This window comes from Methanocorpusculum vombati (assembly GCF_026891935.1).
Taxonomy (GTDB): Archaea; Halobacteriota; Methanomicrobia; order Methanomicrobiales; family Methanocorpusculaceae; genus Methanocorpusculum; species Methanocorpusculum vombati.
On record NZ_JAPTGC010000006.1, the window covers coordinates 96,601 to 117,620 of the forward strand.

Annotated in this window: 18 protein-coding genes and 1 tRNA gene; 14 read left to right on the forward strand and 5 right to left on the reverse strand. The window is 54.6% G+C overall.

The window, feature by feature from the left end; all coding sequences use genetic code 11:
- Window positions 1–60: 60 nt before the first annotated feature.
- Together O0S09_RS05600 and O0S09_RS05605 are read left to right on the forward strand one after the other, a co-directional pair.
- Window positions 61–927 (forward strand): Mrp/NBP35 family ATP-binding protein, encoded by an 867-nt coding sequence (locus O0S09_RS05600; RefSeq protein WP_268922983.1) that lies wholly within the window; start codon window positions 61–63, stop codon window positions 925–927.
- 665 nt (window positions 928–1,592) lie between these two features.
- On the forward strand, window positions 1,593–2,060 hold the full coding sequence (locus tag O0S09_RS05605; protein WP_268922984.1) for a peroxiredoxin: 468 nt from the start codon (window positions 1,593–1,595) through the stop codon (window positions 2,058–2,060).
- Between the two features lie 4 nt (window positions 2,061–2,064).
- Here the strand turns inward: O0S09_RS05605 and O0S09_RS05610 are convergent, their stop codons facing one another.
- The 4 genes from O0S09_RS05610 to O0S09_RS05625 all read right to left on the reverse strand — a co-directional run bounded on the left by O0S09_RS05610 (window position 2,065) and on the right by O0S09_RS05625 (window position 4,074).
- Complete coding sequence (locus tag O0S09_RS05610) at window positions 2,065–2,556, reverse strand: TspO/MBR family protein (RefSeq protein WP_268922985.1); 492 nt, start codon at window positions 2,554–2,556, stop codon at window positions 2,065–2,067.
- An 84-nt stretch (window positions 2,557–2,640) separates the two neighbouring features.
- Window positions 2,641–3,303 carry an L-threonylcarbamoyladenylate synthase gene (locus O0S09_RS05615; protein WP_268922986.1) on the reverse strand — a complete coding sequence of 221 codons (663 nt, stop codon included), beginning with the start codon at window positions 3,301–3,303 and terminating at the stop codon, window positions 2,641–2,643.
- 16 nt (window positions 3,304–3,319) lie between these two features.
- Window positions 3,320–3,994 carry a DUF5612 domain-containing protein gene (locus tag O0S09_RS05620; RefSeq protein ID WP_268922987.1) on the reverse strand — a complete coding sequence of 225 codons (675 nt, stop codon included), beginning with the start codon at window positions 3,992–3,994 and terminating at the stop codon, window positions 3,320–3,322.
- A 9-nt stretch (window positions 3,995–4,003) separates the two neighbouring features.
- Window positions 4,004–4,074 (reverse strand) — tRNA-Gly (locus O0S09_RS05625).
- 261 nt (window positions 4,075–4,335) lie between these two features.
- On the opposite strand from O0S09_RS05625, the gene O0S09_RS05630 reads away from it, so the two are divergent.
- The 5 genes from O0S09_RS05630 to glnA all read left to right on the forward strand — a co-directional run bounded on the left by O0S09_RS05630 (window position 4,336) and on the right by glnA (window position 12,755).
- The gene (locus tag O0S09_RS05630) at window positions 4,336–7,092 is read left to right on the forward strand and encodes a hypothetical protein (protein ID WP_268922988.1); all 2,757 of its coding nucleotides are present in this window, start codon (window positions 4,336–4,338) and stop codon (window positions 7,090–7,092) included.
- Between the two features lie 49 nt (window positions 7,093–7,141).
- On the forward strand, window positions 7,142–7,705 hold the full coding sequence (gene dcd, locus O0S09_RS05635) for a dCTP deaminase (RefSeq protein WP_268922989.1): 564 nt from the start codon (window positions 7,142–7,144) through the stop codon (window positions 7,703–7,705).
- Window positions 7,706–7,798: 93 nt separating this feature from the next.
- Window positions 7,799–8,656, forward strand: coding sequence for a malate dehydrogenase (locus O0S09_RS05640; RefSeq protein WP_268922990.1), 858 nt, complete (start codon window positions 7,799–7,801; stop codon window positions 8,654–8,656).
- Window positions 8,656–11,073: a DNA-directed DNA polymerase gene (locus O0S09_RS05645; RefSeq protein WP_268922991.1), complete on the forward strand. Its 2,418-nt coding sequence runs from the start codon at window positions 8,656–8,658 to the stop codon at window positions 11,071–11,073. Before O0S09_RS05640 ends, O0S09_RS05645 begins: the two co-directional genes overlap by 1 nt.
- A gap of 353 nt (window positions 11,074–11,426) precedes the next feature.
- Window positions 11,427–12,755: a type I glutamate--ammonia ligase gene (gene glnA / locus O0S09_RS05650; protein WP_268922992.1), complete on the forward strand. Its 1,329-nt coding sequence runs from the start codon at window positions 11,427–11,429 to the stop codon at window positions 12,753–12,755.
- A gap of 107 nt (window positions 12,756–12,862) precedes the next feature.
- On the opposite strand, the gene O0S09_RS05655 is transcribed toward glnA, so the two are convergent.
- Window positions 12,863–14,704: a DEAD/DEAH box helicase gene (locus O0S09_RS05655; protein ID WP_268922993.1), complete on the reverse strand. Its 1,842-nt coding sequence runs from the start codon at window positions 14,702–14,704 to the stop codon at window positions 12,863–12,865.
- A gap of 115 nt (window positions 14,705–14,819) precedes the next feature.
- On the opposite strand from O0S09_RS05655, the gene O0S09_RS05660 reads away from it, so the two are divergent.
- From O0S09_RS05660 to O0S09_RS05690, 7 genes are all read left to right on the forward strand, one after another.
- Window positions 14,820–15,923, forward strand: a complete 1,104-nt coding sequence (locus O0S09_RS05660; protein ID WP_268922994.1) for a DUF362 domain-containing protein — start codon at window positions 14,820–14,822, stop codon at window positions 15,921–15,923.
- Window positions 15,924–16,059: 136 nt separating this feature from the next.
- Complete coding sequence (locus tag O0S09_RS05665; protein ID WP_268922995.1) at window positions 16,060–17,277, forward strand: DUF92 domain-containing protein; 1,218 nt, start codon at window positions 16,060–16,062, stop codon at window positions 17,275–17,277.
- Between the two features lie 73 nt (window positions 17,278–17,350).
- Complete coding sequence (locus O0S09_RS05670; protein ID WP_268922996.1) at window positions 17,351–17,854, forward strand: amino acid-binding protein; 504 nt, start codon at window positions 17,351–17,353, stop codon at window positions 17,852–17,854.
- Between the two features lie 5 nt (window positions 17,855–17,859).
- Window positions 17,860–18,849 (forward strand): homoserine dehydrogenase, encoded by a 990-nt coding sequence (locus O0S09_RS05675; RefSeq protein WP_268923043.1) that lies wholly within the window; start codon window positions 17,860–17,862, stop codon window positions 18,847–18,849.
- On the forward strand, window positions 18,836–20,011 hold the full coding sequence (locus O0S09_RS05680; RefSeq protein WP_268922997.1) for a sugar-specific transcriptional regulator TrmB: 1,176 nt from the start codon (window positions 18,836–18,838) through the stop codon (window positions 20,009–20,011). Before O0S09_RS05675 ends, O0S09_RS05680 begins: the two co-directional genes overlap by 14 nt.
- Before the next feature lie 36 nt (window positions 20,012–20,047).
- Entirely contained in the window at window positions 20,048–20,593 is a 546-nt protein-coding gene (locus O0S09_RS05685; protein WP_268922998.1) for an FKBP-type peptidyl-prolyl cis-trans isomerase, read from the forward strand.
- 84 nt (window positions 20,594–20,677) lie between these two features.
- Window positions 20,678–21,004, forward strand: coding sequence for a hypothetical protein (locus O0S09_RS05690; protein ID WP_268922999.1), 327 nt, complete (start codon window positions 20,678–20,680; stop codon window positions 21,002–21,004).
- The last annotated feature ends 16 nt before the right edge of the window (window positions 21,005–21,020 follow it).

Sequence of the window (21,020 nt, forward strand, 5' to 3'; positions counted from 1 at the left end):
TCCACCGTATAACAGAGTATGCAATAAGTTATATAGGCTTACATTACAGGTGAAATTGAAATGTCAGACAAACCCGAAGGATGTGACGGTAACTGCGACGGATGCACGCAGAAGACCGATACCTGCCAGCAGCCGAAGAAAGCAGATATCAGCGTACGCCATGTGATTCTTGTTCTTTCCGGAAAAGGCGGTGTCGGCAAGAGTACGGTCTCCGTAAACCTTGCATATGCACTCTCAAACCACGGATACCAGACCGGTCTTCTTGATCTGGATATTCACGGCCCGAGCATTGCAAAGATGCTCGGCATTGAGGATCTGAAACTTCAGGCAATCGGCGATAAGATCATGCCGGTAAAAGTTACCGGTTCCCTGAAAGTCGTCTCTATGGCGCTTCTCCTGAACACCACCGACAGCCCGATCGTCTGGCGCGGACCGATGAAGGCTGCGGCAATCCAGCAGTTTCTGGGAGATGTTGACTGGGGAGACCTTGACTATCTCGTCGTCGATCTGCCGCCGGGAACCGGTGACGAGGCGCTGAACATCGTGCAGTTTGCACCAAACGTGGAAGGTGCGGTTATCGTTACCACTCCGCAGGATGTTGCCGTGCTTGATTCCACCAAGGCAATCAAGTTCGTGGAGATGATGGATCTGCCGGTGCTCGGTATCATTGAGAACATGTCCGGTATGGTCTGCCCGCACTGCGGTGAGGTCGTGGATCTCTTCGGCAAGGGCGGAGGAGAAAAGGCAGCCAAGCAGTATGAGGTGCCGTATCTTGGATCGATCCCGATTGATATTGAGATGCGCAAGGCCGGCGACGAGGGAAGACCGTTCATCGTGAGAAAGCCGGGACAGACAAACCCGACCTGGGATGCGGTCGATAAGGTTATGGAAAACCTGATCGTCGAAGTCGAGAAAAGAGACGAATAATATTTTCATCTTTTTTTTTGGTTGTCACAGCACATTTGCCGGATTGTTTCCGGAAAAAACTCCACTCACGTTTTCCGGTGAACGACTCATCTGCAAAACAGACAGGCGGCATCAGATCCCTGCGTCATCATACCCTTTCGGTTCAGCGGGGGTAACTTTCATCATCTGCCGGCTGTAGGTGGAATACCTATTCTATTGAAAAGCCAAAGTATCAGTCTTTCGCTTTGGTTTTGCTGGGAAATCTCGGAACACACAGAATACCGCCGCTTGTGTATTGATAGCCGCCACAAATATTCACAGATGACGCCGAAGGCGCATCGGTAAAAATATGTGGCGATTTTCTCATCCTGCCCACCCGCCACGCAACAGCACACGAACACCAGGACTAACCCCCCGGACTCCTTTTTTACCCGTTCCTGCCCCGCAGCACCAGACCGCCGGCAAGCAGCACACACTCTTACACAACAGGATGTCTCCCGAAACCGAGGTTTGTTCTCGCTGACGAAACAGTACACGGTCCCCAGGGTGAACAGGCACCCTGTGATGTCATGAACTCATGGCACCACCTTTTTTATCACATCCTAAGGATTGGGTAAAATGTATTCAGTACTGCACACACCGCCGCAAACCAATCCTTAATACCCCCTGCCTCCAAACGTTGAACCATGTCATTAAACGTAAACGACACCATCCCCGGCTTCTGTCTCCCCGATGCAGCCGGTAATAAAATCTGCATCCCGGACGCATCCGCAGACCTCACCGTACTCTACTTCTACCCAAAAGACAACACCTCCGGCTGCACACTGGAAGCAAAAGAATTCTCCGAACTCCTGCCCCGGTTCACCGAACTTGGCGTAAAAGTGTACGGCATCAGTCAGGACAGCATAAAAAGCCATGAAAAGTTCATCCAGAAACAGGAACTCACCGTCCCGCTTCTCTCCGACCCCGACCACATCGCAATCGAAGGATTTGGCGTATGGATCCAGAAAAAACTCTACGGACGTGAATACATGGGCGTTGACCGGAGCACCTTCATCATCGACGGCTCAGGAAAAATCCTTGCTGCATGGAACAAAGTCAAATCCAGAGGCCATGCAGCCGCCGTCCTCCAGAAAGTACAGGAACTGAGGTAACCCCTCAGTTCAGCATCCAGATCGTTGCCGTCAGAACCGTGGCAAACGTCACCCAGGCAAGATACGGTATCAAAAGATACGCAGCAACCGGCCGTATCCGGTAGAACAGATACATCGTCGCGCATATCGCAACCCACAACACCACAATTTCAACCGCCGCAGCGCCAATCATCTCCCAGCCGAAGAACAGATACGACCAGAGAACATTCAGAACAAGCTGTACAAGAAACACTCCCGCGGCAATCCGGACATCGCGACGATCCGTCCCCTGAGCAAGAACGAATGCAAGCGCAATTCCCATCAGCAGATACAGTATCGTCCAGACCGGCCCGAACAGATAATCCGGCGGCTGCCACTCCGGCTTAATCAGCTCCGTCATAAACCACGAACCCGTACCCGTCACCGTCACCAGCGAACCAAGTCCGGCAGCGAAAAAACAAAGAACAACCGTCCCGATCAGTAAGAGAAAAGACGGCGTCCGATATGCAGTTGTCATATGTATCCCCTTCGCACGCAACAGATAAAAGTCCGGGGATGATACCAAAAAAGAGAAACAGTGTCCTCGGTGGATCTCAGAACATCAGGGACAACGCCGCTCTTCTTTTAAAAACGTCGCAATCTCATCAAGCATTGCACCGGGGCGCTCGATCTTTCCGGTGGCCAGATCGACCACCGTACTCGGCGTCCCCGGAAGCTTCCCGCCGTCAATCAGAAAATCATGCGGAACATTCACCTGATCCGACGTCACCGGCGACACCTCCCCGGAAATATTCGCAGACGTCGAAGTAATCGGGCTGTCCAGCTCCGCAATAATTGCCCGGGCAACCGCATGATCCGGATACCGGATACCGATCGTACCTGTTCCACCCGACAGATCAGACGGAAGGCAGCTCTTCACCGGCAGCACCACCGTCACCGGCCCCGGCAAAAACTTCCGGATAAACCGCTCGGCAAACTCATCCACGTACGCAATCCCGTAGATCATCTCAATATCCGAAACCGCAACGGAGATTGGTTTCCCCATCGGCCGCTGCTTGGCCTCATATACCTTATAGACGGCAATCTCCGACAATGCATCCGCCCCGAGTCCGTAGATGGTCTCGGTAGGATACACCACCAGCCCGTCACGGGAAAGAACCCGGACCGCTTTCTCAATCACTGCTTCCAGTGCAGGCGTCAGCTCTGCACGTTCATAGCTGTAGGGACTACAGCACGGACTCTCGGACTTTATCGGTTGTGTCATAATGAAACTCCCACCATTAAAACTCTCTGCCCCGGACGCGGTTGAGATCAAAAACCCCGATGGAACTGATATGCATCACCGCCATCACGCCCGCCTGAATCGGATCAGTGACCACCAGATCCGCCGCAGCAGACGCGCTGCCCACCATTTTCAGACAGATAACCGGAATGCCCTCGGCCTGCACTGCATGGATGGCCTTTGTTATCTCCCCTCCCATGATCGAGCCGGCAAGCACCAGAATCGACGCACGCGGCAGACGTGCGACCGCCTCAACCGCCGATGCAAGATTTTCCTCACCCACCAGCGGAATCGTATCCACCGAGATTCTCTCGCCCCGGATATTGTGACGATCGGCCTCATTGACCGCACCCATAGCCACCTGCGCCACCTGCGCACCGCCGCCCATCACGATCACACGCTTGCCAAAGATGGTACGAAACGTCTCCTGCAGCTTCACCTCCCGGATCCCGGGAATCAGCCGGAGAGCGGCTACCAGCTCCTGCACACGGTCGCATGCCTCAATCTCAAGATCAACCCATGAATAGCCGGAATCCGGACCACGGGTAACCGTCTCCTGCTGGGTCACCAGAATGTTTGCATCGTGCTCTGCACAAACTGAACCGATGTCCCGCAGGATCCCCACCTGATTCTCCGCAATGAGACTGATTGCATAATTATGACCGTCGTCCATAAAAATGAGTGCGATAACCGGGGATCGAACCCGGATTAGAGGCTTGGGAAGCCCCTGTCATGCCATTAGACCATTACCGCATGCAGTATCTCTTTTCGCCGTCAGTGAATATAGAGGTTATCCTCAGGGTAGCGTTGCACTCTGATTCCTGAGCATCCCCTGGGAACGCATACCTTCAGCCTGCTTACCGCTTCGCGGAAATACCCAGAGTTCCACCGAAGGATAAACCAACTCACCGCTTCTCGGCAGAGTGCAGCAGCGTTCTCAAACTCCGTTTTTGTCACCATCTCCATTCTTAATAGCAACAAAAACCACCATCTACGTAAAAACAGGTGTACTCCATGAAACGAAAACCAGTAATACCCATTCTCCTCCTCTGTATATTCCTCCTCACACTGCCTGCCGCCGCAGCAGAAGACAACTTCCCCGAAATACAATTTGCCGCCGCAGGAAGCGGCCATACCCACCTTCCGGCAACTGATCTCCAGACAAAAAACATCAACGAACTGCTCGGTGCAAAAAATATTCAGGAAATCGGAAAACAGCACGCAGTCCGGATCACCCTCGAAAAACAGAACGAAATCATACATGCCGTACCACAGCGTGACAATGAAACAGGTACGGCAACACCGACAGCAACCCCCACAGAAACCACAACACCGACAACGACCCCCACAGAAACCACAACACCGACAACAACCCCCACAGAAACCACAACAACACCGACAACAACCCCCACAAAAACCGCAACACCCGTACCAACCCCCGGATACATAACCGGAGGCGACCGGCTGCCGTACCCCCAGTCCGGCAGCACCCCGACTGTTTACCCCGGAGACACCGCCTTCGTCTATGAACAGATCAAAATCAAAATACGAAACGGTGACGGGCCAGGAAGCTACGCAACCTCCATCGCTTACATGACCGGCGACGCAAATCCGACCCCCATCAACACTATTCCGGCTGATGCAAACGGTGTTATCAACCTCCTCGATGTCTCCGTAAACGGCTACACCGGAGCCTACCGCATCTACGACGGCAGCACCTGGACCGGCAGCTACCTCTACATCTGGATGCCCGAGCTCAGCCTCGACGCATGGTATGCAGGCTCCACCGATTCCGTAAACGGCCAGACCGTCGCAAAAAGCAGCAGTATCACCTACGTCATTGACGCACCCAAAGTCGGCCCCTCTGGTATCGGTGCCGTTGCAGGCATCATCGTCACCACCCCCGTCGGCGGAAAAACCACCATGCTCGGCACCACCGACCTCTCCGCAATCAACATCAACTCCCCGCGCATCACAACACCCGCAGTTCCCCTCGGTGCCCCGTCCCTCGTAGGCGGCATCTACCAGTCGCAGGCCGAATGGACCATCCCTGCCGCATTCGCCAACTACGCCAAAAAATCCAACATCATCTCCTTCTCCCTCGGCAGTGCAGAAACCCTCACCATCACCGCAGCAGCCGATACCATCATCCGCAGCAACCCCTTCACCGTCACCATCGCCGGAAACCCGAACACCCCCTACATCGTCTCCATCGACAGCACAGGTTCCTCAGTCGTCCCCCAGATGATACCCGCCCAGATCGGCATAACCCGTGGTGACGCAACCCCGCAGGTCTCCGTTGACGGCGTCATCAAAACCGTCCTCATCCCGGACATCGCAGCATCCGACGCAAAATCATGGGGTGTCGTCACCACCGCATCCGACGGAAAAAGAATTGTCCAGTACACAACAAACCCCGTAAACGGCAACCCTGTCCCCGAAGGAACCTACACCATCCGCGTAAACAGCATCACCAGCTACAGCGCAGCAACCGCCGGAGCAGGCACCAACTATGACACAGTAAAGATCAGAATCAGCGTCGGCGGCCTCACCATCGCAACAACCGACAGCGGCCGCAGCTACTACATGGGCCAGGAAATCAAACTCACCGGCACCAACACCGACTCCGACACCACCTACCTCTTCCTTACCGGCCCCAACCTCAACGCAGGCGGCGTCAGCCTCGATGGATCCGGCACATTCTCCCAAACTCCGGTCCAAAGTGATAACACCTGGACCTACACCTGGGACACCGGCAGCAGCGGACTTGACGTCGGAACCTACACCATCTACGCCGTAGGATCAAAAAGCGACAGATTCCAGTTATCCGGCGCACAATATGCAACACTCTCCATCCAGCTCCGTCAGCCCGACCTCAGCATCGGAACCACCAGCCTGACCGCAGCAAAAGGCGACTACATCCACATCGCCGGAACCGCATCCGGCAGCCCCGCAGGCGTAGCCATCTTCATCTTCGGTACCAACTACTACGAACGGATAACAACCCCCGTTGACAACGGCAGATACGACTACAAGATGTACCTCCCCGAAAGCATGTCCTCAGGCCAGTACTACATCATCGTAGAACACCCCATGTACGACGGAAAATTCGGCGTCATCCAGATCACCAGCGGTGACCAGACCATCCTTGCCATCCCCTCCGTAAACGGCGGCACGCAAAGCTCCTTCGTCGTCGAAGGCCCGAACAGACTTCAGGGATCCCAGGCAGCAAACGCCCTGATCCGGATGCTTGACTCCCCCTACATTGACGACCTCTACACCACCATGAAACTCACCGTCCAGGACCCCTCCATCACCATTACCCCGATAGGAGATCAGGAAATAGGAACTCCCTTCACCATCTCCGGAACCACCAACCTTGCGCCAAACAACCAGCTGCTCATCGAAATCACCCCCGCTTCATTCGTCCCCGGCGACAAAAATCAGCAGACCTCCGCATCCGGCATCTCCGGTACCGTAACCGTCATGGCAGGAAACCCCAATACCTGGTCCTACCCGGTCAGCGGATCCAGTCTTTCCCTTGACTCCTACACCATCCGCGTATCAGGAATCGCCGTATCCGCCAGCACCTCAGCCTCCTTCAGCATCATCGCATCCCCCCAAATCCCCCCGGCAACCCCCGTACCGACTGCCGCAACCCCTGCACCCACCTCGTCACCAACCGAACCGCAGCCGACCCCGCTCGGCGGTACCGTACTCATCCTCGCCGCAGCAGCCGCAGGTGCCTATGCCGTATTACGGAGACACTAACTTTTTTTTTAAAGCACTTTTTTCTATCCCTGCATCATATAGATAAGATATGATTCTGGTAGACTGGGAAATCGCGGATCACATAAAACGCGGATTTATCGGTGTAACCCCGTACGACCCCGCACTCGTACAGCCGAACTCACTTGATATTCGCCTCGGCAACCACTTCGTCTGGTACGAACCCTGTGACGACGTCATTGACCCCTACAAAAAAGAAACCATCCTCTCCCACACAAGCGAGCGGAAGAGTTCCTACTTTGACATCATGCCCGGCCAGTTCGTCCTTGCCGAGACCCTCGAAACCATCACCCTTCCCGACAACATCGTCTCCTCCATCGAAGGAAAAAGCAGTGTCGCACGCCTCGGCATTGAACTCCACCAGACAGGCGGCTGGATCGATGCAGGATTTTCCGGAACCATCACCCTGGAAATGTGCAACGTCAACTCCCGCCCCGTTCGTGTTTATGCAGGAATGCCGGTCGGTCAGCTCGTCTTCTACGTAACCAAACGCTGCGCCTGTCCTTACGACAAAAAACCCGACGCAAAATATCAGAACCAGAAAAACGCAACCATCTCGCGATACGACAAAAATACCCTCCAAAACATCGAATAACTACCATCAGTCCCTCCCCCTATTTTTGGCTGACCATTTTGACAGCACCGGATTCCCAACCCTCATAACCTGCCCCGATCAATATAACTGGATATGACAGTACTGGCATGCCTCGGAGCCGGACGGATCGGCGGAGAAGTGGCCTTCCTTGCAGCCGCTCTCGGTCTCGCCGACGAAATAATTCTGCACGACATGTATGAGCCGGTCCTCACCGCACAAAAACTCGACATCACCCACGCAATAGACATCCCCGTCTCCTGTGACACAAAACGTCTGCGGGACGCAGACTACTGTGTATTCTCCGCAGGAGCTGCCAGAACCCCGGAGATCAAAACACGCGCAGACCTCTTCGACGCAAACCTGCCGGTAGCACGGGAAGCAGCAGATATGCTCTCCGGATTCGGCGGTCACCTCATCGTCGTCACCAACCCGATGGACGTCTTTACCTGGTACTTCGCAAAACACACCGGCCTTGCACAGGAACAGGTACTTGGATTCGGCGGCCTCCTGGACAGCCGCAGGTTCTCCCTCGCACTTGCTTCCGCCGGAGTCACGGGCGATGCCCGTGTCCTCGGCGAACACGGGGAACACCAGGTCCCCGTCTTTTCACGCCTGCCCATCAGCGTCCCGGACACCGTCCGCGAAGAAATACTTGCAGATATCCGCGGATCCTCCATGCCGGTCATCAAAGGGAAATCCGGTACAATCTTCGGCCCTGCCTGGCACATCTGCAGCATGCTTAATGACATCAGAACCGACTCGCACCGGTTAATCACCTGCTCGGTCCCTGCGGACGGAGCCTACAATATTGACGGATGCGCACTCGGCCTTCCGGTCACCCTCGGCAGAAACGGTGCCGCAATCGACGACTCCTGGACCTTCGATCACTGGGAAGAAACCAAACTCCGCGAAGCTGCAGACTATCTCACCGGCCTTTGCAGGAGAGTCTGATGTCAGGGGACGAATCATCCCCGGTAACCATCGCCATCAACCAGGCCGAATACACCAATGCACCGGGCGGACCGGTCGTCCACATCTTCGGCAGAACCGCCGAAGGTACCGCCCGCCACCTCCAGATCACCGATTTCCGCCCTTACTTCTGGGTCTGGGAAAAAGAAGCAGACCAGCCACACCCGGACAACATCGAAGTCACGCAGGACAAAGCAGTCTCCATCAAAGGCGAACCGCTCCGCCGCATCTACACCGGAAAACCAACCGACGTACGGATCGTGCGTGACCGCTACCACCACTACGAAGCAGACATCCCCTTCGCCACCCGTTTCTTAATCGACACCGGCCTGACCGGAGGCGTTACAGCACCTGCCGAAGTATGCAGCTACACCGAACTTGCACCGGTCGTTGTCCACTCAAAACCCCGCATCTGCATGTGCGATATCGAATGTGACGACCGCAACGGATTCCCCGAACCCGAACGCGACCCGATAACCTGTCTCACCTGCCACGACTCCTACGACGACCACTACACCACATTCGTTCTCCTCGGTGACACCCGCGTTGACTACTACGAACAGCCCGGTCTCGCGAACGGCTGTTTCACCCGCGACCACCACACTATCTGCACCTATAAAACCGAAAAAGAACTCTTCACCGCATTCATCGCCTACATCCAGGAAAAAGACCCGGACATCCTCTCCGGCTGGAACTTCGCCGACTTCGACGCCGACTACATCCTCAAACGGGCTGCAACCCTCGGATTCAAAACCGATGCATTCGCACGCCTGCCGGGACCAACCGAACGAAACGCCATGCGCGGCCGCGTCATCTTCGATCTCTTAACCGCCTACAAAAAAATGCAGGGCAGCCAGAAGGAATCCTACCGGCTTGACGCCATCGCCGAAGAAGAACTCGGCGAACGAAAAGTCCGTTACACCGGAACACTGGGCGACCTCTGGAACAAAGACCCCCTAAAAATGGTCGAGTACAACTTCAAGGATGTAGAGCTGTGCGTCGGCATCAACCGCAAAAACAACATCATCGAGTTCTATCAGGAAGTCTCCCGCTACGTCGGCTGCCCGCTTGACAAGGCACTCAACTCCTCCAACGTCATCGACATCTACATTCTCCGCAAAGCCTCCGGAAAATTCGTTCTCCCTTCCAAAGGGAACTCCGCCGGAGAAGAGTTTGAAGGAGCGACCGTCTTTGCCGCAAGCAAAGGCGTCAAGGAAAACGTCATCGTACTCGACTTAAAATCCCTCTACCCGATGGCAATGATGACCTTAAACGCCTCGCCCGAAACCAAATCCCCTGACGGCGAGATCCACGCGCCAAACGGCATCCGGTTCCGCCGGCAGCCGGACGGCCTCACGCGCAGCATCATCAGCGAACTCATGGCGGAACGCGACGAACGCAAAAAACTGCGCAACACCTTCCCCTACGGCTCGCAGGAGTACACGCTCTACGACATGCAGCAGAACGTACTGAAGGTCATCATGAACACCTACTACGGCGTATCGGGATTCTCCCGGTTCCGGTTGTACGATCGCGACATTGGATCCGCCGTAACCTCCGTCGGCAGAGCCATCATCCAGCACACCCGAAACATCATCACCGCCCGCGGCTATGAAGTAATCTACGGGGATACCGACTCCTGCTTTGTCCAGCTGCCCAAGGTTTCGCAGGAAGAAACAATGAAGATCGCCCGCGAACTGGAAGTCGAACTGAACGCAAGTTACCTCGACTTCTCCAGGAACACGCTTGATGCAGATCAGAACTACTTCTCCATCAAGTTCGAAAAGATCTACCGCAGATTCTTCCAGGGCGGCGCAAAGAAACGGTATGCCGGCCACCTCGTCTGGAAGGAAGGACAGGACGTTGACAAGATCGACATCACCGGTTTTGAGATGAAACGTTCCGACTCCGCACCCATCACCCGCGAAGTACAGGAACGGGTGCTTGAAATGATTCTCAAAGGCAACGGAAAAGAGGAGGTCAGCGAGTACCTGCCTGAAGTCCTCCGCATGTACCGCGCAGGCAGGTGCCCGCTCGAAAAAGCCGGGATCCCAAGCGGCATCAACAAAGCGCTGGACGACTACACGGTGCTCGATGCCCATGGCCGGGGAGCAAAATACTCAAACACCTACCTTGGCACCGACTTCAAGCGCGGCAGCAAACCAAAACGGCTCTACATCAGGCGCTCCTATAACCCGGAAAAATATCCGAACACCGATGTTCTCTGCTTCGAGTACCCGGACCAGATACCGGACGGTATGTTTGAGATCGACTGGGAGACCATGCTCGAAAAAACCATTCAGGCACCGCTGACGCGTATCTTTGACGCTCTTGGATGGGACTGGGACGAGTTTGATCCAACAAAAGCAAAGAAGACCACACTGGATATGTTCTTTTAATCTAAGCGGACAAAACAAATTTTTCCGGGGGGTTATCTCCCCGGACAGTGTATTGGTATATTGGAAAGACTGGTATGGATGGGGATGCGGCGGAACCGGGAATGGAGGTGGTTCGTATCACATTCTCACGGAGGATTCATGGATAAGTAGAGAATTTTTGTGGTTTTTGTATGGTATCACTCCTCGGCAGGGAATGCTGTGGTGCTTCATCCCTGCCTGATAGATACATGCACCTCTGAAGTATTAAACCTCGGGAATGTACGCAAAAGATCACCGCAGGCAGGGAAGTGCCGGCAGACTCCCGTCAACCCCCGAGTTCAGGTTTAATATCGTTTCACCGCCCACATGTAAGCATGGTTTCTGACGAAATCGACGCGGTTCTCTCACAGCTGGAGAACGATAATGTACGGTCGGTTCTCCTTCAGTTCTCGGACCTGGAAGGAAAGCCGAAAAACGTTGCGATTCCGACGAAACAAATGAAGAAGGCTCTGACCGACGGCATCAGCTTCGACGGTTCATCCATTCAGGGGTTTGCACGGCTGGAAGAGTCGGATATGCTGCTTCGTCCGGATCCTGCCACCTACCAGATCATCCCCTGGTCGGACGAAAAATTCCGGGCGGCACGGTTCATCTGTGACGTGTACACAACCCGCGGCGAACCGTTTGCCGGCGACCCGCGTAACATTCTGCGTACCCAGATAGAAAAAGCAGCAGAACTCGGTTACACCTTCAACGTGGGACCCGAAATGGAGTTCTTCCTCTTCCGGCTGGTTGACGGACATGCATCCGTCAATCTTCAGGATCACAGCGGCTACTTTGATCAGACCCCGACCGATCCCGGAGAAGACGTCCGGCGCGATCTGGTTATTTCACTCTCGGAGATGGGATTCAACATCGAAGCATCGCATCATGAGGTTGCCCCAAGCCAGCACGAGATCGATTTCACCTATGGTGATGCCCTTGGTATGGCCGACAAAGTCGTGACCTTCAAGTTCGCCGCAAAAACCCTCGCCTTAAAGCGCGGCCTGCACGCAACCTTCATGCCAAAACCCATCTTCGGTATCAACGGTTCCGGTATGCACGTCAACTGCTCGCTGATGAAGGACGCAAAGAACGCATTCTTCGATCCGGACGGCGACCACCAGCTCTCCGACACCGCGCGTTACTTCATTGCCGGCCTCCTGAAACACATCGACGGTATCACCCGCATCGCAAACCCGACGGTCAACTCCTACAAACGTCTGATCCCCGGCTATGAAGCCCCGGTCTATGTCGGCTGGTCTGCCTTAAACCGTTCCGCCCTCATCCGTGTACCCTCGTCACGCGGAAAAAGTACCCGTGCCGAGCTGCGCAGTCCCGACCCGACCTGCAACCCGTACCTCACCTTTGCCGTAATGCTTGCTGCGGGAATGGACGGTGTCATCAACAAAATCGAGCCGACGGAAAGCATCGACAAAAACATCTTCCGCATGACACCTGCCGAACGTGCTGCCGAAGGTATCCGCTGTCTCCCGTGGAACTTACAGGAAGCAAACAATGCGCTCTTGCAGGATGAACTGCTCTGCAGTGTCCTGGGTGAACATGTCGTTGCCCAGATCAACCGCATCGGCGAACTGGAATGGGCAGACTACTCCCGCGCCATCACCGACTGGGAGATCAAACGGTATCTGCCGAACTACTAACACCCTTTTTTGTGATTGTCTGCGGGTTCTGATACAAGCAGCTCCCGGCATTTTCCCTGTCAGAAACCGTCAAAATTCGTGAAAAAAAGAAAAGGAAAGAGTTAGAGTTAATCCTCGCCGTAGAAACCGTGGTTTCCGGTGCGCGGACTTCTCCGGTCAAAACTGCGGTGATCGCCGCCCCGGCGGTCGCCGGAACGGAACCCGCCGCTGCCGCTGCGGCCGGTATAGCCACCGCGGCTGCCGCCATAGGATCTGCGGTCACCGGAACCGCTGCTGCGGAACGAACGCTCACGGTCGCGTTCCTCTTCCTCACGCTCGGACCTCGGCGTTGCCGTCTGAATCTCCAGCTCCTGACCACGAATCGTCTTCTGACTCATGGTTTCAAGAACAGCTGCTGCATGCTCCAGCGGAACCTCAACAAACGAGTAGTTGCCGTACAGATCGATTCTGCCGATACAGCTTCCCGGAATATTGCACTCACCGGCGAACGCACCGACAATATCCTTCGGGCGAATCTGCTGGTTCTTGCCAAGCGTAATTCTGAACCTGACCATTCCGGGTTCTGCTCCCGTGTTCTCAAAAGAACCGGGTTCTGACGGTGATGCCGCAGATGCCGACTCGCCATTCTCTGAGGAACTGGTCTTGCCGGTATCGAGATGCATCTTCAGAAGAGCCGCTGCAACCTCAATACTCGTAATCTCCGAATCATCCTCGGTCTCAAGCAGCTGCTCAACCATCGGCAGATATTTCTCCAGATTACCTGCGATCAGCACCGCGCGAACCTTGTCAAGGAACATCTGCATCTTCATCTCCGCAACATCGTCCAGCGACGGCAGAGGAGTCTTGGCAATCTTGATCTTTGCATACCGCTGAATATCACGGAGCTTGTAGATCTCGCGCGGCGCAACAAACGTCACCGACTTTCCGGTTCTGCCTGCGCGGCCGGTTCTGCCGATCCGGTGCACATAATACTCCACATCCTGCGGAACATCATAGTTGAACACCATATCGACATCATCCACATCAATACCACGGGCTGCAACATCCGTTGCAATCAGCACATCAATGGAACCTCCGCGGAAACGCGCCATCACACGGTCGCGCTGCATCTGCTTCATATCGCCGTGCAGAGCTTCCACAAAGTATCCGCGCGCCTGAAGACGGCTCATCAGATCATCAACCGTCCGCTTCGTGTTACAGAACACAAGCGCCAGCTCCGGATTGTTCATATCCAGCAGACGGCAGAGTGCCTCAAGCTTGTCACGCTCGCGCACCTCAATGTACGTCTGCTCGATCTGCGGCACCGTCAGCTCGCGGCGCGTTATCTTCACAAACTGCGGATCATTCTGGAACTTGCGGGTAATCTCCAGAATCGGAGCCGGCATGGTTGCCGAGAACAGAATCGTCTGGCGATCCTCCGGAGTATGATGGAAAATATCCTCAATATCCTCACGGAAACCCATGTCCAGCATCTGATCCGCTTCATCAAGCACGAACATCCGAACCGAGTCAAGGTTCAGCGTCCCGCGCTTCAGATGATCAATAACCCGTCCCGGGGTTCCGATAACCACCTGAACAGACCCGCGAAGCACCTTTAACTGGCGTTCAATCGGCTGTCCGCCGTAGATCGGAACAACACTCAGTCCCTGTTTGTATTTCATCAGCCGGGAAAATTCCTCGGCAGTCTGTATTGCAAGTTCCCTTGTTGGTGAGAGCACTAACGCCTGCACCGCTTTGTTATTTGGATCAAGCCCCTCGATAATTGGAATCCCGAACGCCGCCGTTTTCCCCGTACCCGTCTGAGCCTGCCCTGTTACATCGTGCCCCTCAAGGATCTGCGGAATTGCCATTGCCTGAATCGGCGTTGGTTCCTCAAATCCCATGTCCTCAATTGCCTGAAGAAGCTCTTCAGAAATTGCGAACTCTGCGAATGTTTTCGTATCCTCCATTCGCAATATAGTAGGAGGGCTGAGGATATATAGTAAACCGGGTCTCAGGCATACAGGTACAAAGCCGGCGGAACCCCAGAGTAGAAATAGCACTCCTGACGAATGAGAATAATATATGGAGGATGTCTATATCGCCCGGGCCGGGGCACTTTCTGCCAGGCGCAACACGGAAAGCAAAATTCAGGCCCTCTGCACAGCGGCAGGCCTGGAAACCATGGTCTCCGAAGGTGACCTCACCGCAGTCAAGGTACACTTCGGGGAGCGCGGAAACGATGCATTCGTCAGCGCCCTGCATGTCGCAGCCATTGTGCGCCAGATCAAGAACGCAGGCGCAAAACCGTTCCTGACCGACACAAACACTCTGTATCTGGGAGGACGCAGAAACGCCATAGATCACATTGAGACCGCACTCTCCCACGGATTCTGTTATCCCGTAACCGAATGTCCGGTCATCATCGCCGACGGTCTCCGGGGAACAAACGCCAAAGAAGTCGAAGTGTATGGAAAACACTTCGACTCGGTGAAAATTGCAGCAGACATCGTTGCAGCCGACAGCATGGTTGTGGTCTCCCACTTCAAAGGACATGAAGTAGCAGGATTCGGCGGCGCCCTCAAAAACCTCGGAATGGGATGTGCCTCAGGCGAAGGCAAACGCGAACAGCACACCACCCGCCCGTTCCTCAAAAAAGATACCTGCATCACCTGCGGTGCCTGCATCAATGCATGCCCTGAATTCTGCATCAGTCTCGGCGGAAAAGAGATCGTCATCGATCTTGAACACTGCATCGGCTGCCTGATGTGCATGAACACCTGCCCGAAACACGCAATCGATATCGACTGGAAGGATGACGGATGCGTATTCGTGGAAAGAATGATCGAGTATGCCGCAGGAGCAGTTGCAAACAAAACCGGCAAAGCATTCTACATCAACTTCCTGACCAACATCACACCGCACTGCGACTGTACCCCGTGGAACGATATCCCGATCGTGCCTGACATCGGCATTCTCGCATCGCGTGACCCGGTAGCTCTGGACAAAGCCTGCTACGACCTGGTCAACAATGCGGAAGGTATCTTCGGCAGTCTCCTGCCCGATCATCACCATGAAGGCGAAGAGAAGTTCACCCGCGTCTGGCCGGGAACCCAGCCGGAACTCCAGTTCACCTGTGCCGAAGAGATGGGACTCGGTCGGGCAGAATACCGGTTAAAAGAAATTTAAGTTGGAGTATTCGCACATACTATCAACATCCGAATATTTTTCGGTCTTTTCCCGAATTATGCCCTTCCTTTAAATAGATGTAAAGTCTGTTCGACGGACAGCCTTATTGCAGAGTGTACTCTAACAAGTACACTCAATGGAGTTCAAACCGCGCTTGGTTGCCATGCCGCTTGTGGTAACACTGCTGATGCTCATAGCGCCGGTAATCAACCCCTACATCGTCGGAGCAGCAGTCATACTCCTGTCCGTAATTCTCTATACCCTGCATAAAACCCATTATCTTGCAATCTCTGTTGCAGTCCTTGCCCTGCTCTACGGAACAGGCCTCATCCCCGTCACCGCATTCCTCGGGCCCATGATGATGATGGTCTGGGGAGAGTATCTCGCCCGCAAACTGCGGGACTATACGCCGGAAACACTGGCATTTACCCTTGGTGCAATTCTTGGTATCGTTGCAACCATGTTCCACTGCATGCAGCTGGACAGTCTGGTTGCAATCATCGCGGTTGTCGTACTGCTCATGCTGCGCAGCATCCTCACCGACCGCGACGACGCAGGAATGATCGGACTTCTGGGTGTTGCAATGACCATTACCCTGTTCTTCGATCTGGAGTTCACGTATGATGCAACGATGCTCGCCCTGGCGGTTGTGGTCTGTGCAGGATTTGCCTACTTTGCCTACCGGGCAAAAACGGTTGACGCAAGCGGCGTGTTTGCCGCAGTTCTGTTTGGTATCATCCTCATCACGTTTGCCGGAGTCCCCTGGTTCCTCATAGTTATCAGCTTCTTTATTCTGGGATCATTCTTTACCAAGTACCGGTACGCAGAAAAAGTCTTCCTCGGTGTTGAACAGGGAAAAAGCGGACGTCGCGGCTATATGAATGCATTTGCCAATGCACTCGTGGGCGTTGCCGGTGCAGTCCTCTTCGGCATCACCGGAGACTACATCTTTGCCGCACTCTTCCTCGGCTGCATTGCAACCGCAACCGCCGACACGCTCGCAAGCGAGATCGGTGTCACCGGCGGAACCCCGTACATGATCACAACACTGCGTCCGGTGCCTGCCGGAACAAACGGCGGGGTAACCGTCCTTGGTGAACTCGCCTGTCTGTTCGGTGCAACAATCATCTGCGGACTTGCGTTCATACTTGAGGTTGCCCCCTGGTATGTATGCCTCATAGGCATTGCCGCAGGATTTTTCGGTACCAACATGGACAGTCTGATCGGTGCACTGATCGAAAACAAAGGCGTTATCGGCAACTCCGGAACAAACCTGCTTGCAACACTTTCCGGCGGTCTGTTCGCCGTGGCGGTTTACTGGGTCTGCGTGACAGCAGCAAATCTTCTTTTCTGAATGCAGCGGGGATCCAAAACCAAACCCCACATTAAAATGGATGCGTGACGGATTAGTATTGGGATAAGATACGGTGCAGATATCATTACGACTTGAACTCAACGACAAGCCGGGCCAGCTCCTTGCGGCAATTAAACCGGTTTCTGACAGCGGTGCGAATATTATTTCGATCATGCACCAGCGCGGTGCAGAAACGAGCAACGGAACCCTGATCGTGGACATTGTCGTCTCGCTCCCGCAGAACCGCCTCGATCAGCTGAAAACAGCGCTCGCACAAAACGGCATTGAGATCATCCGGATAGGAACAGAGCACCTGACCTGCACCAAGACATTCATTTTAATCGGTCATATTCTGCACACTGATTTGACGGACACGGTGAACCGTATCGATAAGGCAAACGTCGCCGAAGTGACCGAACTGCACATCATCATGCCGCACATAACCCAGCCGTCCACCGCAAAACTGACCATCAAAGCTGCGGGAGCTGCGGAGATGAACCAGGCATTTGACATTCTGATGAAGATTGCTGAAGAGAAACATCTTCTGATCGTTGATGAAATGGAGGAAGAACCATGACACCGATGAAGATTGCCCTTCTCGGCCTCGGCTCGGTTGGCAGAGGAGTGGCCCGGGTTCTTTCCGATCCGGCATACGGATTTGTGATAACCGCAGCAGCCGACTCCAAAAGCGGTGCAGTCGCCCAACCGGGAAGTTCCCTTGATATGGACGAGGTGTTTTCCCGCAAGGCAGCAACCGGCAGATGCGGAGATACGGCGTGGAACGCGGAAAGAATCGTCCGTGAAGCTGAATACGACATTCTTGTCGAGGTAACCCCGACAAATGCACAGACCGGTGAACCGGCTCTTTCCCATATCCGTACGGCACTTGCACGGGGAAAACATGTGGTGACCTCAAACAAAGGTCCGGTCTCCATTGCCTACCCGGAACTTGCACAGCTTGCCGCAGAACACAATGCAGCGTTACTCTTTGAGGGAACAGTCGCAGGCGCGGTTCCAATCATCAATGGTCTTGTACACGGTCTTGCCGGAAACAAAGTCCTCCAGTTGTTTGGTATCTTAAACGGTACCTGTAACTACATTCTCACGAGAATGGAGGAAGAGAGCCTCACCTATGCCCAGGCACTTGACGAGGCACGCGATCTCGGGTATGCGGAGGCAGACCCGACCTATGACGTGAACGGAACGGATGCCGCAATCAAACTGGTGATTCTGGCAAACGCGGTGTTTGACATGGGGGTCACCCTGGATGATGTGATTCGGATCGGTATTGACCGGCTGACGCCCGACGCGCTGCGCATGGCAGGTACGACCGGCCATACCATCCGGCTGATCGCGTCGATTCATCCCGAAAAAAGGCTGCTTGAAGTTTCACCCCGGCTGATTCCCAAGGATCATCCACTGGTGGTGGAGGGTACGCTGAACGCGGTGACGGTGGAGACCAAACTTGCAGGTCCGATCACCTTCATAGGAAGGGGGGCAGGATCCGTTGAGACCGCAAGTGCCGTCCTTGCGGATCTGCTTGCAGTGAAGGAACGCTATGGCGGAACATGAACCTCTAAAAACCAGTCCGGAAGACACAATAAAACCCGTGTCGGTTCCCGGGGGAATGGTTGCCCGGCGCGGCCAGTTTTTGCAGACGATGCGCCAGATGACCTTTGAAGCCGGTCATTTCACCACGGCAGAACTTGCAGAGGCAGCAGCGGTTCCCCGTTCGACTGCACAGGACTGGATCAACCGGCTTCTGCGGGAAGGATGTATTTTTCTCAAGGAGGAAAAACACGGGAGAAATCCCGCGCGCTACGCATCGCGGAGTGCGATGCCGTCCACCACCTGCCGCCGCATTTTCACCACGGTGGACGGAGAGGAAGTTGAGATTTATCATGAATGTCTCAGCAGCGGCTGCGCCGGATTTTGTGAGTTCCATCACCGGAAAGCGGGTGGTGCCGCACTGTCGGTTGCGCGGGACGGTATGCTTTTCCGGGAGCGCAGCCGTATTGGTATCACCGTTCCCGAACCGGATCTCACCAATGCGGCAGTCGGCCTTGCAGCGGTCCGGCGTGAAGGGAATACCATCATTCAGACGATCCGCTCGGTCTATGGCGGTCCGGCATACTCACTGTCTTCCATGATGGGGCAGGCAAAGGGTGTCTGCGGAGTTTCCATACGTTCGGCCGATGGTCAGGTGACCGGAGAGGTACGGACACGGGCGCTCATGCATGTAACCGTGGGCATCGATGATACCGACCGCGAAGGTTGTGGCGGTGCGACATTTGCCCTGTCACAGGCACTGCTGAAGTATCTGACCGAAAGCGGTGAAGCTATCGGAATCCGGCATCAGGTGGCGGTACTGTCACAGGATATTGAGGAGAAAACCGCGGGGAACTCGTGCAGTTTCCTGGAACTTGCCGTTGAACCAGAAGCTGTGACAGGACTTGCAGCAAAGATCAGCCGGTTTGTTGAGGAGGAGAGTGTCTCCGGGAACTGGGGTGTTGCAATTGCCCGGGGTCTGCATGTTCCGGCAGACCTTCTGATGCTTGCCGCACGCATACGGCGTGAACGGGTGACAAAAGAAGAGGTACTGGCAGCAGCAGAACGGTGCGGGATTGAAACGTTCGGTGGTCGCGGGGTAATCGGTGCGGTCGCGGCGGTTGCGCTTCGCACCCAGCCGCAGGAGGTCCTGCTGGATCTCGCATATCCCGTACAGGACTGCTGAATACTTTTATACGATAACGTGTAAAATATATTTTACATGAATACAAAAATAACCGGAGCTCTGCTGGCTCTTGCAGCCCTGACTCTTGTGGTGTTTGCCGCAGGCTGCATAGGGACCGCGGATCAGACGGCAAAAGTCAATGATACGGTGAACGTTTTTTATACCCTGACGCTGGAAGACGGAACCGTCCACCAGACCAATGTCGGAAAAGAACCGCTGAGTTTTGTTCTCGGTTCCGGTCAGGTTGTCAAAGGATTTGATGCCGCGGTCACCGGCATGAAACCGGGAGAAACAAAGACCGTAACCCTGACCCCGGATCAGGCCTACGGTGCATACAGCTACGACACATACGCCGACATTCCGCTCTCCCTTGCAGAGACCTACAACAACGGCCCCATCTCTGTCGGGTCCACCTTCCTGATGTACGACTACTCGACCGGTGCAATTCAGGTGGTACAGGGTGAAGTCATGGTAATCGACAACGAGAGCAACATGACCCGCGTCGTCATCAACCCTCCGCTTGCAGGAAAAACCCTGACCTTTGAGATCACGCTCGACTCCATCGGGAAGAAAACCACATAATCTTTTTTTGCCGGACATCAGGAAAAGTTCTTTGCCTCATGACGTCCACATCTCCAAATAAGTACATACGTACCAGAGATACCTATGGGAAACGCTGAAAATAAACGGTTCCAGATTGGCTGGCTGAGTGTAATTCTGATGCTCGGTGTCGCAATTCTGGTAGGATATGCAGGTCTCGGACTACTGGCAGCCGCCGGTGTGTTCCTGCTTGGCATCGGTCTCATCATGGTCGCCTTATCCTTTGCACTTGGCAGAAAAGAACCGCTGATCACCGGTGCCGGTGTACTGTTTGCAGTTATCGGTGCGGTTCTGATGCTGCTGTACGCAGGAGCGGATCTGATGCTGGTCCTCGGCGGAGCACTTGCCGGTATTGCCCTTGCTGCAATCGTCTATGTTGCAGCAAAGAAATAATCAAATTTTTCGGGAA

Coding starts and splice junctions, on each gene's coding strand:
- O0S09_RS05600 (WP_268922983.1), top strand. CDS start 61: ATGTCAGACAAACCCGAAGGATGTGACGGTAACTGCGACGGATGCACG.
- O0S09_RS05605 (WP_268922984.1), top strand. CDS start 1,593: ATGTCATTAAACGTAAACGACACCATCCCCGGCTTCTGTCTCCCCGAT.
- O0S09_RS05610 (WP_268922985.1), bottom strand. CDS start 2,556: ATGACAACTGCATATCGGACGCCGTCTTTTCTCTTACTGATCGGGACG.
- O0S09_RS05615 (WP_268922986.1), bottom strand. CDS start 3,303: ATGACACAACCGATAAAGTCCGAGAGTCCGTGCTGTAGTCCCTACAGC.
- O0S09_RS05620 (WP_268922987.1), bottom strand. CDS start 3,994: ATGGACGACGGTCATAATTATGCAATCAGTCTCATTGCGGAGAATCAG.
- O0S09_RS05630 (WP_268922988.1), top strand. CDS start 4,336: ATGAAACGAAAACCAGTAATACCCATTCTCCTCCTCTGTATATTCCTC.
- dcd (WP_268922989.1), top strand. CDS start 7,142: ATGATTCTGGTAGACTGGGAAATCGCGGATCACATAAAACGCGGATTT.
- O0S09_RS05640 (WP_268922990.1), top strand. CDS start 7,799: ATGACAGTACTGGCATGCCTCGGAGCCGGACGGATCGGCGGAGAAGTG.
- O0S09_RS05645 (WP_268922991.1), top strand. CDS start 8,656: ATGTCAGGGGACGAATCATCCCCGGTAACCATCGCCATCAACCAGGCC.
- glnA (WP_268922992.1), top strand. CDS start 11,427: ATGGTTTCTGACGAAATCGACGCGGTTCTCTCACAGCTGGAGAACGAT.
- O0S09_RS05655 (WP_268922993.1), bottom strand. CDS start 14,704: ATGGAGGATACGAAAACATTCGCAGAGTTCGCAATTTCTGAAGAGCTT.
- O0S09_RS05660 (WP_268922994.1), top strand. CDS start 14,820: ATGGAGGATGTCTATATCGCCCGGGCCGGGGCACTTTCTGCCAGGCGC.
- O0S09_RS05665 (WP_268922995.1), top strand. CDS start 16,060: ATGGAGTTCAAACCGCGCTTGGTTGCCATGCCGCTTGTGGTAACACTG.
- O0S09_RS05675 (WP_268923043.1), top strand. CDS start 17,860: ATGAAGATTGCCCTTCTCGGCCTCGGCTCGGTTGGCAGAGGAGTGGCC.
- O0S09_RS05680 (WP_268922997.1), top strand. CDS start 18,836: ATGGCGGAACATGAACCTCTAAAAACCAGTCCGGAAGACACAATAAAA.
- O0S09_RS05685 (WP_268922998.1), top strand. CDS start 20,048: ATGAATACAAAAATAACCGGAGCTCTGCTGGCTCTTGCAGCCCTGACT.
- O0S09_RS05690 (WP_268922999.1), top strand. CDS start 20,678: ATGGGAAACGCTGAAAATAAACGGTTCCAGATTGGCTGGCTGAGTGTA.